13 protein-coding genes and 1 pseudogene are annotated in these 15,105 nt (G+C 72.4%); 11 read left to right on the top strand and 3 right to left on the bottom strand.

Annotation, left to right across the window (positions count from 1 at the left end):
- The first annotated feature begins 154 nt into the window (after positions 1–154).
- Positions 155–1,438: a polysaccharide deacetylase family protein gene (locus ACZ7G3_RS14130; protein WP_470925607.1), complete on the top strand. Its 1,284-nt coding sequence runs from the start codon at positions 155–157 to the stop codon at positions 1,436–1,438.
- 330 nt (positions 1,439–1,768) lie between these two features.
- Here ACZ7G3_RS14130 and ACZ7G3_RS14125 read toward each other — a convergent pair whose 3' ends face one another.
- On the bottom strand, positions 1,769–2,749 hold the full coding sequence (locus ACZ7G3_RS14125; protein ID WP_470925605.1) for an ATP-binding protein: 981 nt from the start codon (positions 2,747–2,749) through the stop codon (positions 1,769–1,771).
- 111 nt (positions 2,750–2,860) lie between these two features.
- On the opposite strand from ACZ7G3_RS14125, the gene ACZ7G3_RS14120 reads away from it, so the two are divergent.
- Positions 2,861–3,685, top strand: a complete 825-nt coding sequence (locus ACZ7G3_RS14120) for a Fic family protein (protein ID WP_426601301.1) — start codon at positions 2,861–2,863, stop codon at positions 3,683–3,685.
- Between the two features lie 363 nt (positions 3,686–4,048).
- On the opposite strand, the gene ACZ7G3_RS14115 is transcribed toward ACZ7G3_RS14120, so the two are convergent.
- Positions 4,049–4,930 (bottom strand): HAD family hydrolase, encoded by an 882-nt coding sequence (locus ACZ7G3_RS14115; protein WP_470925604.1) that lies wholly within the window; start codon positions 4,928–4,930, stop codon positions 4,049–4,051.
- Positions 4,931–5,603: 673 nt separating this feature from the next.
- On the opposite strand from ACZ7G3_RS14115, the gene ssd reads away from it, so the two are divergent.
- From ssd to ACZ7G3_RS14080, 7 genes and pseudogenes are all read left to right on the top strand, one after another.
- Positions 5,604–6,728 carry a septum site-determining protein Ssd gene (gene ssd, locus ACZ7G3_RS14110; RefSeq protein ID WP_470925602.1) on the top strand — a complete coding sequence of 375 codons (1,125 nt, stop codon included), beginning with the start codon at positions 5,604–5,606 and terminating at the stop codon, positions 6,726–6,728.
- A gap of 416 nt (positions 6,729–7,144) precedes the next feature.
- Complete coding sequence (locus ACZ7G3_RS14105) at positions 7,145–8,314, top strand: TadA family conjugal transfer-associated ATPase (RefSeq protein ID WP_426601298.1); 1,170 nt, start codon at positions 7,145–7,147, stop codon at positions 8,312–8,314.
- Positions 8,311–9,186 carry a type II secretion system F family protein gene (locus ACZ7G3_RS14100; RefSeq protein WP_470925600.1) on the top strand — a complete coding sequence of 292 codons (876 nt, stop codon included), beginning with the start codon at positions 8,311–8,313 and terminating at the stop codon, positions 9,184–9,186. Before ACZ7G3_RS14105 ends, ACZ7G3_RS14100 begins: the two co-directional genes overlap by 4 nt.
- The gene (locus ACZ7G3_RS14095; protein WP_470925599.1) at positions 9,183–9,992 is read left to right on the top strand and encodes a type II secretion system F family protein; all 810 of its coding nucleotides are present in this window, start codon (positions 9,183–9,185) and stop codon (positions 9,990–9,992) included. The genes ACZ7G3_RS14100 and ACZ7G3_RS14095 overlap by 4 nt, the downstream gene beginning before the upstream one ends.
- Before the next feature lie 97 nt (positions 9,993–10,089).
- Positions 10,090–10,320, top strand: coding sequence for a DUF4244 domain-containing protein (locus tag ACZ7G3_RS14090; RefSeq protein WP_470925598.1), 231 nt, complete (start codon positions 10,090–10,092; stop codon positions 10,318–10,320).
- Positions 10,321–10,402: 82 nt separating this feature from the next.
- Entirely contained in the window at positions 10,403–10,732 is a 330-nt protein-coding gene (locus ACZ7G3_RS14085; RefSeq protein ID WP_470925597.1) for a TadE family type IV pilus minor pilin, read from the top strand.
- Positions 10,733–11,055: 323 nt separating this feature from the next.
- Positions 11,056–11,457, top strand: a pseudogene (locus ACZ7G3_RS14080) (Rv3654c family TadE-like protein); the annotation flags it as partial.
- An 85-nt stretch (positions 11,458–11,542) separates the two neighbouring features.
- Here the strand turns inward: ACZ7G3_RS14080 and ACZ7G3_RS14075 are convergent.
- Positions 11,543–14,080 (bottom strand): DEAD/DEAH box helicase, encoded by a 2,538-nt coding sequence (locus ACZ7G3_RS14075; protein WP_470925596.1) that lies wholly within the window; start codon positions 14,078–14,080, stop codon positions 11,543–11,545.
- A gap of 82 nt (positions 14,081–14,162) precedes the next feature.
- Here ACZ7G3_RS14075 and bldG point away from each other — a divergent pair, with 82 nt between their 5' ends.
- Complete coding sequence (gene bldG / locus ACZ7G3_RS14070; protein WP_003975386.1) at positions 14,163–14,504, top strand: anti-sigma factor antagonist BldG; 342 nt, start codon at positions 14,163–14,165, stop codon at positions 14,502–14,504.
- Between the two features lie 107 nt (positions 14,505–14,611).
- Positions 14,612–15,040, top strand: a complete 429-nt coding sequence (locus ACZ7G3_RS14065; protein ID WP_426601292.1) for an ATP-binding protein — start codon at positions 14,612–14,614, stop codon at positions 15,038–15,040.
- Positions 15,041–15,105: the final 65 nt, after the last annotated feature.

Genomic DNA, 15,105 nt, shown 5'->3' with positions numbered 1-15,105 from the left:
GCTCAACCGAGTGAATGGGGTATTTCATCGGCTTGTCGTACTAATTCCTTCTCGCTTTCGTGCCACCTTGACGGCGCTGACGGCACATCCCGGCTCAGCACCCGACATCGCCTCGTCGGCGTTGGCCCGAGAGAAGGAAGAAGGTGGGCGGAACATGGCCGCCACCCACAGGATCGCCGCGCGTACCGCGATCGCCGCCGCGGTCTGCGCCGCGTCGCTCGCCGGTTGCGCGATCGGCAGCGGTTCCGGTTCCGGTGAAGGGACGAACGGTCCGGGGAAGGAGAAGGGGAAAGCGGCGCCCGCACCCGAGAACGCGGTCCGGCTGATCGGTGACGGTTCCACCGCGTACACCGGGGCCCAGCCGCATCTCCCCAGACCCGAACGCCTCGAGCCCGGCCGGCGGCCCCCGCAGTTCGTGGTGTTCTCCTGGGACGGCGCGGGCGAGGACAGCCAGAAGCTGTTCTCCCACTTCCGTGAAGTGGCCAAGGAGAACGACGCGACGATGACGTACTTCCTCAGCGGCGTGTACATGCTGCCGGAGGAGAAGCGGGATCTGTACCGTCCGCCGCAGCACTCCCCGGGCCGCTCCGACATCGGCTTCAACGACGAGCAGGGCATCGCGGACACCGTCGAGCAGCTGCGACTGGCGTGGCTGGAGGGCAACGAGATCGGCACCCACTTCAACGGTCACTTCTGCGGCAGCGGCGGCGGCGTCGGCGAGTGGTCCGTCGAGGAGTGGAAGGAGGAGATCCGGCAGGCCAGGCAGTTCGTGAAGACCTGGAAGACCAACACCGGGATGAAGAACGCGGCCCCCCTCCCCTTCGACTACGACAAGGAGCTGATCGGGGCCCGCACCCCGTGCCTGGAAGGCCAGGAGAACTTCGTGCGGGCCGCCGGTGAGATGGGCTTCCGCTACGACAGCAGTGGCGTGAACGACCAGGTCTGGCCGAAGAAGAAGCGGGGGCTGTGGGACGTGTCGATGCAGCTGGTGCCGTTCCCCGGGCACACCTTCGAGCAGCTCACCATGGACTACAACTTCATGGTCAACCAGTCGGGCACCACGACGCAGGGCGACCCCGCCAAGCACGAGCTCTGGGGCGACCAGATGCGCGACGGCCTGCTTCAGGGCTTCCGGCGGGCCTACGACGGCAATCGGGCGCCCCTGATCATCGGCAACCACTTCGAGTCCTGGAACGGCGGTACCTACATGCGTGCCATCGAGGAGGTCGTCGAGGAGGTGTGCACCAAGGACGAGGTGCGCTGTGTCTCCTTCCGGCAGCTCGTGGACTGGCTGGACGCCCAGGACCCGAAGGTTCTGAAGAAGCTGCGCACGCTGGACGTCGGTGAGGCCCCGAAGAAGGGCTGGGCGTCCTTCCTCGCGGCCGGTCCCGCACCGGCGCCGAAGGGCGTGCCAGGGGCGCCGGCCGCCAAGCGCTGACCGCTCCGGCGGGGCCGGCGAGGAGGCGGGGCCGGTGGAGGTGATGGTTCCGGCGGAGCTGGCGAGGGAGCGGGTCCGGCGGAGGCGATGGTGCCGGCGGAGCGTGTGGTTCCGGCGGAGCGTGGGGCCCGCTGGAGTGTGTGGGTCCGGTGGTGGAACGAGCCCGGTGGTGCGTGTGGGCCAGCGGAGGTGTGAGTCCACTGCCCGGCGTGGGAACCGGGTCCGGCGGAAGCGGCGCGCCGGAGGCGGTGGGGGTGGGAATCGCGGAGGCTGCATCCAGCGGAAGTGGTGAGGGCGCCGGAGGCGGTGGTGGGGGTGGCGAGGGTGCCGTCACACCGGCGCGGCGACACCTTCGCCGAGGACGAAACCGGGGTCGATCTGTGCTGCCAGGTCGTCCCCGGTGCGCTCGTTGCCCCAGCTACGGGCGTTCTTCAGGTGGAAGTGGGCCATCTGGTGCGTGTAGCGCGCCCAGTCCCGCAGCTCGTAGGTCGCGGCGACGGCCGTGTGCAGGGTGTGCAGCGCACGGCGGTTGGGCTCCTCCAGGAGCTCGAACCGGGGCGGCCGGCCCTTCTCCATGGCGCGCACCCAGTCCGAGTGCCCGACGGTCACCAGCAGGTCGCTCCCGACCTGCTCGCGGAGGAAGTCGAGGTCGTCCGGCCCCTGCACCTTGTTGCCGACGACCTTCAGGGTGACGCCGAAGTCGCGGGCGTACTCCTTGTACTGGCGGTAGACGGAGACCCCCTTACGGGTCGGCTCGGCGACGAGGAACGTGATGTCGAAACGGGTGAACATGCCGGAGGCGAAGGAGTCCGAGCCCGCGGTCATGTCGACCACGACGTACTCGTCACGGCCGTCGACCAGGTGGTTCAGGCACAGCTCCACCGCTCCCGTCTTGGAGTGGTAGCAGGAGACTCCCAGGTCGGCGTCGGTGAAGGGCCCGGTGACCATCAAACGGACGGCCCCGCCGTCGAGTTCCACCGGCCGGGTGCAGGCGTCGTAGACCGGGTTGTCCTCGCACAACCGCAGCAGACGCGAGCCGGCGCCGGGCGGAGTCGTCTTGATCATCTTCGTCGCGGAGGCGATGCGCGGGTTGGTCCCGCGCAGGTAGTCCTTGATCAGCGGGAGGTGATCGCCCATCGCGGGCAGCGAGGCCGCCTCCTCCTCGTCGAGCCCCAGCGCGGCCCCCAGGTGCTGGTTGATGTCGGCGTCGACCGCGACGACGGGTGCACCGGTGGCGACGAGATGGCGGATGAACAGGGAGGACAGGGTGGTCTTGCCGCTGCCGCCCTTCCCGACGAAAGCAATTTTCATGTTCACCAAGAGTAGTGAAGCGATAGCTGTGGGTGGTAGGTGGTCCCAGGTCTACGTGAAGAAGACCACTCATTCGTGGGGTGTGGCGTCGGGATGCGTAGGGTCGTACTCATGAGTACGACAGGCGCGACCGCTGATCCGCTCGCGGCCCTGGGCGCACTGCCCGGCGTGGCCGAGTCCGTGGAGTCCGTGCGCAAGGCCGTGGACCGGGTGTACGGCCACCGGATCATGCGGCGCCGCAGCAACGAGATCACCTCCGAGGCCGCACTGCGCGGCGCCCGGAGCTCGGCGGCGCTGTCCGGGGCGGACTGGGCGCTGGAGGAGGTGCGCAGGCGGACCGACTTCAGCGGTGACGACGAGGCACGGACGGTGGGTGCGGCTCTGCGGTTGACCGCCGAGGCGGGGCAACTGCTGTCCGTCTGGCGGCAGTCTCCGCTGCGGGTGCTGGCCCGGCTGCACCTGGTGGCGGCCGCGACCAAGGCCGATCAGGTGGGACGGCCCCGCCGGCAGGGCGAGCCGGTGGACGAGCCGCTCGTCCGGCTGCCGCTGCCGGACGCCGAGGAGGCGCACGGCCGCCTGGACGGCCTGGCCGGGTTGGTCATGGCGGGTGGTTCCGCGCCGGCACTGGTGACCGCTGCCGTCGTGCACGGTGAGCTGCTGGCGCTGCGTCCCTTCACCTCGCACAACGGCCTGGTCGCGCGCGCGGCCGCGCGCATCGTCCTGATCAACAGCGGTCTCGATCCCAAATCCGTCTGCCCGGCCGAGGTCGGCCATGCCGAGCTCGGGCGCGCCGCCTACCTGACGGCGCTGGACGGCTACGTCTCCGCGACCCCGGAGGGTGTGGCCGCGTGGATCGCCCACTGCGGCAGGGCGGTCGAGCTGGGCGCGCGCGAGTCGACGGCGGTGTGCGAGGCGCTCCAGCGCGGGGCCGCGTAGGAACGTGGGACGCGCCCAGGGGCAGGGAGCCCGGGGAGCCGTGTCGGGCGCGTGGCGTGCCGGGCGGGACGTAAATGCGGCGGTACGAGTACTCGCACCGCCGCTGGCATGACCACCGGGTTACCAGGCGTCCTCGATATGTTGCCCATCAGGTCGGGAACTTTGCCCGTCACCTGGTGCGGCTGGCCCGTAATCGACGGGTCGACGTCGCGTGGGTGCCCGATGTCCATGCTCGGTCCGTGGGGCCAAATGCGGTTTTAAGGTGATCCTTTCGGATGTCCTTGGTCTCGCGGGCCGTTGAGTCCTTTGTACTCCTGGCCCGGGGCAAGCGGAAGTGCACGCTGCACTTCTTTACCTTCCCGCTCATACGCGGGTGAAAGAGCGACTTCCCGGGCTGCTCCGTACGGTCGCGGACCGCCGCCGGCTCGCATACCAGACGAGACCCGCGGTGGCCGCTGCGGCGCCCACCGCGGCGGCGGCCACGAGCGCAGGGCGCGGCGGTACGGAGAAGCCCCGGATCCGTTGCTTGAGCCGTACCGGACGATGGAAGTCGAGGATCGGCCACTCGCGCGCGAGAGCCTCGCGGCGCAGTGCCCGGTCCGGGTTCACCGCGTGGGGATGGCCGACCGACTCCAGCATCGGCAGGTCGGTCGCCGAATCGCTGTAGGCGTAGCAGCGGGTCAGGTCGTACCCCTCGGACTCGGCCAGCTCCCGGATCGCCTCCGCCTTGGTGGGGCCGTACGCGTAGTACTCCACCTCTCCCGTGAAGCAGCCGTCGTCGCCCACGATCATGCGGGTCGCCACCACCCGGTCGGCACCGAGCAGCTCGCCGATGGGTTCGACCACCTCGGCGCCCGACGTGGAGACGATCACGACGTCCCGGCCGGCGGTGTGGTGCTCCTCGATCAGGGAGGCGGCCTCGTCGTAGATGATCGGGTCGATCAGGTCGTGCAGGGTCTCGGCGACGAGTTCCTTGACCAGCTGGACGTTCCAGCCGCGGCACAGCGCGGAGAGGTACTCGCGCATCCGCTCCATCTGGTCGTGGTCGGCTCCACCCGCGAGGAACACGAACTGGGCATATGCGGTACGCAAGACAGCCCTGCGGTTGATCAGCCCGCCTTGGTAGAACGACTTGCTGAACGTGAGTGTGCTCGACTTCGCAATGACCGTCTTGTCCAGGTCGAAGAAGGCGGCTGCGCGGGGCATGGAGTGCGGCAAGGAGTGGTTTTCCACGACCCCGAGCATAGGCGCAGCCCATTCGGCGTAAGGTGGGGCGCGTGGGTTTGCCTGAGATGGCTCTCGGGTACACCATGGAAGTCACGGATCGTTCGCGACCGTGCTAACCCGGTCCGACTCCTCCCCCCCCCCCCGAGTCGGCCGTGGAGACGACCCCCGCTCTCCCCCCCGGCGGGGGTCGTCGCATGTCCGGGTGGGTTTTTCTTCTCATCTCATGTTCCAGGGCCGTGTGCTGTGACGGTGCCGAGTATGGATTGTCATGCCCATGCTTCCTGACGGAGGGTAGTCGTCGCACTGCTCTCCGGGAGTCGTGGGCGGGGCGGAGCGGGGGAGGGGCGGGGCTCCGCGGTTTGTGGGGGCGATATTCACAACCGTCGAGTTGTCCACAGTTTTCGACCAAGATCCACACGATTTCCCGGATCGGTGCACCGTGATTCCCATGCGTCCGGGCCGCGTCGAGTTCTACGGCCGGTTGTGTTTGCAGGACGCGTATGGCCGGGATCGACCGAAGTTCAAGCCGACGTACAAGTCGGTGTTCACATCGGGCGTTCACGCCGGCCGTTCACGTGGGGACCGGTTGCCGGTTCTTCACGCGATTGCGAATCGCGGGGCCGCGAGGGCCGCGCGAGGCCACAGATGTCGGGCGCGACCGCGGAAGTCGCAGCGAAGGGGGACGCGAGTCATGACCGGAACCATCGTCAACGACCCGCCGCCTGCCGCCGAGGGGCGGCAGAGCGGGCCATTGATCGTCACCGAGGACACCGAACTGCTCGACGACCTGTTGCGTCTGTGCGCGGCGGCCGGTGCCACGCCGGAGGTGCACCACTCGGTGCCGGCGGTACGGGCTGCCGCCGGACAGCGGGGCAGCTGGGAAGCCGCGCCGCTCGTCCTCGTCGGCGACGACGCCGCGCGGCGTGTGCGCGGAGCCGTGCGGAGACGGGGGGTGGTCCTCGTGGGCCGCGACCAGGACGATTCGGGGGTCTGGCAGAGGGCCGTCGAGATCGGCGCCGACCACGTCCTGATGCTGCCCGACGGTGAGCAGTGGCTGGTCGACCGCATCGCCGACGTCGCCGAAGGCGTCGGCCGGCCCGCGCTCACCGTCGGCGTCATCGGCGGCCGGGGCGGCGCCGGAGCGTCGACACTGGCCTGCGCGCTCGCCGTCACCTCCGCGCGCGAGGGGATGCGCAGCCTCCTCGTGGACGCCGACCCGCTGGGCGGCGGCCTCGACGTCCTCCTGGGGGGCGAGACGGCCGAGGGGCTGAGGTGGCCCGCGTTCGCGGCCTCGCGAGGACGGGTCGGCGGCGGCGCCCTGGAGGAGTCACTGCCCGAGCTGCACTCGCTGCGCGTACTCAGCTGGGACCGGGGGGACCGCGTCACAGTGCCGGCCCAGGCCGTACGGGCGGTGCTCGCGGCGGCCCGGCGCAGGGGCGGCACGGTCGTCGTCGACCTGCCGCGCCGGATCGACGACGGCGTCGCCGAAGTCCTCGCCCAGCTCGACGTCGGCCTCCTCCTCGTCCCGGCCGAACTGCGGGCCGTCGCGGCGGCGGACCGGGTGGCCGCAGCGGTCGGCATGGTCCTGCGCGACCTCCGTGTCGCGGTCCGCGGTCCGTACGCCTCCGGGCTCGACGACCGCGAGGTGGCCCGGCTGCTCGGACTGCCCCTGGTCGGTGAGGTGCCCATCGAGTCCGGGCTCTTGCGCGCCACCGAGAGCAGGCGCCCCCCGGGCACGTCCGCACGAGGCCCGCTGGCGCGTTTCTGCCGGGAGTTCTGGGAGCGGGCGCTGGTGGAGACGGGCGGGGCGGCATGAGGGCCCCTGCGGACCTTGAGGGATCGGGTGGCGGTGTGCCGAGCGGTGGCGTGCCGGCCGAGAGGACCGGAGCCGGGTGCGCGGAGCCGGCTGCCGGGGAGTCCGCGGTAGTGCCGACCTCCCCGGTGCCCGGGGGGACGGGCTCCGGTGCGGCACCGGAGCCCGCTGACGAACGGTTGCCGGACGGGGCTCTCGGAGGATGCGGAGGACCGGCCGCGGAAGGGGCCCAGGCACCGAGCCGCCGGCCTTCCGGGACGGACGCGGGACCGACCGGGCGGGTGGTCCCGCGCTGGGCTTCACGGACGTCCTCTGTCCACGGGCGGCTTCCGGAACTGGTTTCCGGGCGGCTTCCGGAACCGGCATACGGGCGCCCTTCGGCGCCGGCTTCCGTGAGAGACCCGGGCCCCGCTCCCGGGATGCTCGACGGTGTCCGGCGATGGCTCGCCGAGAGTGGGGCCGAGCCGACGCCCGCGCGCGTGGCGCAGGCCCTTCGGGAGCAGGGGCGGGTGCTCGGGGACGCCGAGATCCTCGGCGCCGCCGAGCAGCTGAGGTCGGAGCTCGTCGGCAGCGGACCGCTGGAACCGCTGCTCGCCGACCCCACGGTGACCGACGTACTGGTGTCCGCCTCGGACCGGGTCTGGGTGGACCGGGGCGGCGGCCTGGAGCTGACGACGGTTTCCTTCCCGGACGCCGGTGCCGTACGGCGGCTCGCGCAGCGCCTCGCCGCAGTCGCCGGGCGCCGGCTCGACGACGCCCGGCCGTGGGTGGACGCCCGGCTGCCCGACGGCACCCGGCTGCACGCGGTACTGCCACCGGTCTCCGTCGGCTGCACGAGTCTGTCGCTGCGGGTGGTACGGCCGCGTGCGTTCACGCTCGACGAACTGGCGACGGCGGGCACCGTGCCGCCCGGCGGCGACCGCGTACTGCGCGCGCTGCTGGGAGCACGGCTGTCCTTCCTCGTCAGCGGCGGTACCGGCAGCGGGAAGACGACGCTGCTGAGTGCGTTGCTGGGGCTCGTCGGACCGGACGAACGCATCGTCCTTGCCGAGGACTCGGCGGAGCTGCGGCCGGACCACCCGCACGTGGTCCGCCTGGAGACCAGGCCCGCCAACCAGGAGGCCGCGGGCCTGGTCACCCTGGAGGACCTGGTTCGGCAGGCACTGCGCATGCGTCCGGACATGCTCGTCGTCGGCGAGGTGCGCGGCGCCGAAGTGGCCCACTTGCTGGCCGCGCTGAACACCGGTCACAGCGGCTGCGGGACGGTGCACGCCAATGCAGCTGCCGACGTACCGGCCCGGCTGGAGGCACTCGGTACGGCCGCGGGCCTCGACCGGGCGGCCCTGCACAGTCAGCTCGCGGCGGCGCTCTCGGTGGTCCTGCACCTGGTACGGGACCGAACCGGACGGCGTCGGATCGCCGAGGTGCACGTACTGGAGCGCGACCCGTCGGGGCTGGTGCGGACGGTGCCGGCGCTGCGGTGGGGCACGGAGGCCTTCGTGGCCGAGTGCGGCTGGGAGCGATTGCGGGAGCTGCTGCGCGGTGGCGGTCTCGAAGCGCGCGCCGACGGACGGGAGGCGTACGGGTGACGGGGACGGGTGAGCTGTCGACGGGTGTGGCCCTGGTCTGTCTGGCGACGGCGGCGTGGCTGGCCGGGAGCGGGTGGCACTCCGGGGCGCGGCGTGCGCGACGGGTGTTCGCCGACGGCGGGACGGCCGGTACCGGACCGCCCACGGTGCGCCTGGTGACGGACGGGCTGCGGTGCGTCCGCGGTCGGCTGAGGCCCGAGTGGTGGTCGTTGACGGTTGGGGTGGCGCTGGCGGTACTGGGCCATTCGGTGCTGCCGGTCGTCGCGGGTGCGGCCGGGGTGCCGGTGCTGCGCCGGACACGCCTGGCAGGCCGAGAGCGGTGGGCCCGGGAGCGCCGGCGGGACGCGGTGATCGCGCTGTGCGGGGTGCTCGCCGGGGAGGTGCGGGCGGGCCGCCAGCCGGGCGAGGCACTGCTGTGTGCGGCGCACGACTCCGGAGGGCTCGGTGACGCGCAGCCGGCGGTGCTGGCGGCGGCCCGGTTCGGTGGGGACGTCCCGGGTGCGCTCGCGGCGGCGGCGCGGCAACCGGGTGCCGAGGGGCTGCGGGGGCTCGCGGCGTGCTGGCGGGTCGCCGTCGACCAGGGTGCCGGACTCGCGGCCGGGCTCGACCGGTTGGAGGGCGCACTGCGCGCCGAACGTGATCAGTGCTCCGACCTGCGCGCCCAGTTGGCGGGTGCGCGCGCCACGGCGGTGATACTCGCCGGCCTGCCGGTCCTCGGCCTCCTGCTCGGAGTCGCCCTCGGTTCCGACCCGTTGCGCGTGCTGCTGCACACCGGGGCCGGGCTGGGCTGCCTGCTGGCCGGCGGGTTCCTGGAGGGCCTGGGCGTGTGGTGGGTGTCGCGGATCGTGCGTGGAGCGGAGTCGGTGTCGTGAACGGGGACGTGGTCCACGGGCTTGGGTCCGTGGTGGGGGCAGTGGCAGGGACGGTGCTGGTCGCCGGATGGCTGGCGCGCGGGTTGGGAGCCGTGCGGCGGGAGCGGACGGTGCGCAGACGGCTCACCGGGCTGCTGGCCCCCGAACCGGCCCGCGCCACCCCACGGCGGGCCGAGCTGCTGGACGCCGTCCGCGGATGGCTGCCGCTGGTGGGCACGGTGGGCGCGGGATGGGCTCTGGTCGGGGGTGTCGTCGGCGTCGTGGTGGGGCTGGTGGGTGCGGCAGGGCTGTGGCGTTGGCGCTCCCGACGGTCGGCCTCCGGGAGGGAAGCGGCGGGGGCCGTGGCCGCGGACGCCGCTCGTCAACTTCCGTTGGCAGCCGATCTGCTGGCGGCCTGCATCGCGGCGGGTGCCGGTCCGGTGGCGGCGGCCCAGGCGGTGGGTGACGCCCTGGGCGGACCCGTCGGGGACGCGTTGGGGCACGGCGCGGCGGAGGTCCGGCTCGGCGGTGAACCGGGCGGGGCCTGGCGCGGGTTGGCCGCGGTTCCGGGCGCCGGTCCGCTGGCGCGGCTACTGGAGCGGGCCGACGTGTCCGGCCTGCCCGCGGCCGGTCCGGTCGCCCGGCTCGCGGCCCAGGCCCGTGCCGACTGGGCTCGCGCCACGACGGCCCGGGCCCGCCGGGCGGCCGTCATGGTCACCGCTCCGGTGGGGCTGTGCTTCCTGCCCGCGTTCATCGCGGTGGGCGTGCTGCCGGTGGTGATCGGCCTTGCGGGCGGGGTGCTGGGAGAGGGAGGGGGTGGTGGCTGACGGACCGGAGCGGAGGGCGCGGAGCCCACGAGTGAGTGACCGACGAACGAGTGAGTGAGCAACGAGAACGGACCTTACGGGGGTTGCGATGTATCAGATGTATCAGGTGTGTCGGGTGTGTCGGGCGGCACGGGCACGGTTGAGTGCCCGGGTGCGCGGAGCAGTACGTACGGCACGGCGGGACGCGGGAATGGTCACGTCCGAGTACGCGATGGGGATCGTCGCGGCGGTGGCGTTCGCCGTGGTGCTCTACAAGGTGGTGACGAGCGGTGCGGTCAGCGCGGAGCTGCAGGGCATCGTGAAGCAGGCACTCGATGCGCGGATGTGAGCGGGCAGCGGGGACGGGATCCCGCCGAGGAACCGGCAGAGGCTCCGGCAACCGCTTCGGCAGAGGATTGGACAGGGGGTTCGTGACCGCGGAGACGGCCGTGGTGCTGCCGGTGCTGGTGGTGTTCGCGATGGCGCTGGTGTGCGGGCTGCTTGTCGTGGCGGCTCAGATCCAGTGCGTGGACGCGGCGCGGACGGGGGCCCGTGCGGCGGCCCGGCAGGATCCGGCCGACGCGGTAGTCGAGGCCACCGAGCAGGCGGCACCGCGCGGAGCGCGGGTCACGGTCAGCCGGGAGGAGGGCCGGGTCCGTGTGGTCGTGGTGGCCGAGCCGCCGGCGTTGCACGGCCTGCCCTTCGAGGTGCGGGAGGAGGCCGTGGCTTCGGTGGAGCAGACGGTGGGGGCGGGGCCATGAGAGGCGATGTGTCGCTCGGCGCGGTGACCGCCCTGGGTCCTGGGCCCGGCCCCGAGCCCGCCCCTGAGCCCGTTCGTGGCTCGGTACCTGGCTCGGTACCTGGTTCGGGGTCTAATTCGGGGACTGGCATCGGCTCAGGCTCCGACTTCGGCTCAGAAGACCCGGGCTCGGGCCTCAGCCCGGGCTCGGGCTCCAACCCCGGCTCCGGTCTCAACGGTGGCTCGGGCTCGGCCGCGGGACCCAACCCCGGCTCAGGTTCGGGCTCGGGCTCTGGGCTCGACCCGGGCTCCGGGCTCGACCCGGGCTCGGGATCGGCCTCGGGCATCGGATCGGTCCCCGGCCCCGGTGGGGGCTCGGGCGTCGCCTCCGCCTCCGCCTGCGACCGGGGCTCCGCCACTGTGTGGAGCGTCGGAGCCATTGCTGTTCTGTGCCTGGTGTTCGGCATCGTGCTGGCCCTGGGCCAGGCTGTCGTGGTTCGGCACCGGGCGGCCGGCGGCGCCGATCTGGCAGCGCTCGCGGCGGCGGACCACTGGGCACAGGGCGGCAGGGCGGCGTGTGCCCGGGCGGACCGGGTCGCGCGTGCCCAGGGGACGCGGTTGGTGCGATGCGTGCTCACCGGGCAGACCTCGGACGTGACGGCGGCTTCGGGCCGGGGGCCGTTCGCGGCGGAGGTCCGGGCGAGAGCAGGCCCGGCTACGGGCGTGCCGCCGACCGGTGTCGCCCCGGCTGGTGTCGATCCGACCGGTGTCGATCCGACCGTGGCCGTGCCGACCGAGGGCCGGTCGACGGGGTTCCTGGCGGGGCCCCCGCCTACCCCGCCTCCCTACCCGCGGCAGGACCCGTCTCCGGCTCTGTCACCGGCTTCGGCGCCGTCCCCGGCTCCGCACCCCGCTCCGACCCCTCCGCCACCCCACGCAACAGCACCGTGAGCAGCCGTACGGCGCCCCGCTTGTGCAGCGGCTCGTTGCCGTTGCCGCACTTGGGGGACTGGATGCAGGACGGGCAGCCGGCGTCGCAGTCGCAGGAGGCGATGGCCTCCCGGGTGGCGGTGAGCCAGTCGTGGGCCGTACGGAAGGCGCGCTCGGCGAAACCGGCGCCGCCCGGGTGGCCGTCGTACACGAAGACCGTCGGCAGCAGCGTGTCCGGGTGCAGGGGGACCGACACGCCGCCGATGTCCCAGCGGTCGCAGGTCGCGAACAGGGGAAGCATGCCGATCGAGGCGTGTTCGGCGGCGTGCAGGGCCCCGCCGAGGATCTCCGGGTTGATCCGGGCCGCGTCCAGCTGGTCCTCGGTGACCGTCCACCACACCGCGCGTGTGCGCAGCGTCCGAGGGGGGAGGTCGAGTTTCGTCTCGCCCAGGACCTCACCGGTGATGAGGCGCCGGCGCAGGAAGGAGACCACCTGGTTGGTGACCTCGACGGAGCCGTAGCAGAGGCGTCCGTCACCCCAGGGGACCTCGGTGTCGGTCTCCAGGACCGAGATCGCCGTCGTGTCGCGGGCGACCGTGGAGTACGACGGGGTGGCCTGCTCGACCAGCGCGACGGAGTCCTCCAGGTCCAGGGACCGGACGAGATACGTGCGCCCCTGGTGGAGGTGCACGGCGCCCTCGTGGACCGTCGTGTGGGCGGCGCCGGCGTCGACCGTGCCCAGCAGCCGGCCGGTCCCGGCCTCGACGACCTGGACCGGACGTCCGCCCTCCCCGCGGATGTCGGTCAGGTCGGCGGCCCTTTCCCGGCGCGTCCAGTGCCAGGCCCGGGTCCGGCGGCGCAGCAGCCGGGCTTCCTCCAACTGGGGGAGCAACTCCTCGCAGGCGGGGCCGAACAGCGTCAGGTCCTCGTCGGTCAGAGGCAGCTCGGCCGCCGCCGCGCACAGGTGGGGGGCGAGTACGTACGGGTTGTCGGGGTCGAGGACCGTGGACTCCACGGGCTGGTCGAACAGGGCTTCGGGGTGGTGGACGAGGAAGGTGTCCAGCGGATCGTCGCGGGCGACCAGCACCGCGAGGGCCCCCTGCCCGGACCGTCCCGCCCGGCCCGCCTGCTGCCACAGTGAGGCCCGAGTGCCCGGATAGCCGGCGATCACCACGGCGTCCAGGCCGGAGATGTCGAGGCCGAGTTCGAGGGCGTTCGTCGCCGCGAGACCGAGGAGCTCACCGGAGTGCAGGGCGCGTTCCAGGGCGCGGCGCTCCTCGGGGAGGTAGCCGCCGCGGTACGCCGCCACGCGCCGGGCCAGCGAGCGGTCGACCTCGGCCAGGCGTTCCTGGGCGATCACCGAGATCAACTCGGCGCCGCGCCGGGACCGGACGAAGGTGATCGAACGCATTCCCTGCACGGTGAGGTCGGTGAGCAGGTCGGCGGCCTCGGCGGTGGCCGTGCGGCGGACCGGCGCGCCCTTCTCGCCCTCCAGCTCGGTCAGTGGCGGCTCCCAGAGGGCGAACACCAGTTCACCACGCGGTGAGGCGTCGTCGGCGACCTCGACCACCGGCAGTCCGGTGAGCCGCCGGGCCGCGACCGAGGGCTCGGCGGAGGTGGCGGAGGCGAGCAGGAACACGGGCGACGCGCCGTAGCGCGTACACAGCCGGCGCAGTCTTCGCAGCACCTGGGCCACATGGGAGCCGAAGACGCCCCGGTAGGTGTGGCACTCGTCGATCACGACGTACTTCAGCGACTTCAGGAAGGAGGACCAGCGGGGATGGGACGGCAGGATGCCGCGGTGCAGCATGTCCGGGTTGGTCAGCACGTAGGTGCCGTACTGGCGGATCCACTCGCGTTCCTCGAACGGCGTGTCGCCGTCGTACACCGCGGTTCGCACGGATGTGCCGAGAGGTTGTGAGAGTTCCTTCACCGACCGGCACTGGTCGGCGGCGAGCGCCTTGGTCGGTGCCAGGTAGAGGGCGGTGGCGCCACGCCCGTTGGGGGCCTCTGATCCGTCCAGGAGCGTCGACAGCACCGGCACCAGGTACGCCAGGGACTTGCCGGACGCGGTGCCGGTGGCGACGACCACCGAGTCGCCGTCCAGGGCGTGCTCGGCCACGCGTGCCTGGTGGGCCCAGGGCTGTTCGATGCCCGCGGCCCGTACCGCCGCGACGACCTCCGGCCGAATCCGGTCCGGCCAGGCGGCATGACGACCCGCACGCGGGGGCAAGTGCTCCGTATGAGTGATGCGCGTAGCCCGGCTCGGTCCCGCGGCGAGCCGGTCCAGGAGCATGCCCGGATCGGGCCGGGAGCCGGGCTCCGCCGGGGGTCGATCGGATCGGTGATTCTTGGCCATCGGCACCGAGTCTGTCACTGGCGTGACGGACAATGGGACCAAGGCGTCGTGCACGCCCGCCGGTAAGTGATTGAATGCCATCGCGGCTGGCGAACCGTCCTGGGGGCTTCAAGCCGAGGTGTCCCGAGGGACGACCGCTCGATAGCAAGGTGCTGGAGGATCCGTGGACCTGTCCCTGTCGACCCGTACCGTCGGCGATCGTACGGTCGTCGAGGTCGGTGGCGAAATTGACGTATACACCGCGCCCAAGCTGCGAGAGCAGCTGGTCGAGCTCGTGAACGACGGGAGTTTCCACCTCGTCGTCGACATGGAGGGCGTGGACTTCCTCGACTCCACCGGGCTCGGCGTGCTGGTCGGCGGACTGAAGCGCGTGCGTGCCCATGAGGGCTCGCTGCGCCTGGTCTGCAACCAGGAGCGCATTCTCAAGATCTTCCGTATCACCGGCCTCACCAAGGTGTTCCCCATTCACACCTCGGTCGAGGAAGCGGTGGCGGCCACCGACTGACGACCGGTCCCGGGCCCCTGGGCCCGGGACCGCAGCAGTACAAGGGAGGTCCGGGCTGTCGGCGGCCCGGACCTCCGTAAGCACGCCCGTAGTTCCGAGGGGGACGCATGGCCACCGTCGAACTCCGCTTCAGCGCGTTGCCCGAGCATGTCCGCACCGCCCGTCTGGTGGCGGCGGCGGTGGCACGCAGGGCCGGAGTGGACGAGGCCGTCCTCGACGAGGTCAGGCTCGCCGTCGGCGAGGCCTGCTCCCGAGCCGTGGGCCTGCATCAGCACGTCGGCATCACCGCGCCGGTCAAGGTGTCGCTGATCGAGGAGGAGAAGCAGTTCTCCATCGAGGTCGGCGACGAGGCGCCGCACGCGGTACCCGGGGCCGGAAACCCGGGCGCCGTCGACGACGCGGAGGCCGAGGAGGACGAGATGGGTCTCGCTGTCATCAGCGGACTCGTCGACGACGTGGAGGTCACGGCCGGCGAGGACGGCGGACTGATCCGCATGACCTGGCCGACCGCACCGGCGATCCTGCCGCCGGTCTGACGCCCGCCCGGGCCACCCCGGACCCGGGCCACCCCGGACCCGGGCCACCCCGGACCCGGGCCACC

The organism is Streptomyces sp. NPDC037271 (assembly GCF_055603605.1).
Note: the sequence above shows the minus strand (reverse complement) of the source record. Positions and strands in the feature narration are given on the sequence as shown.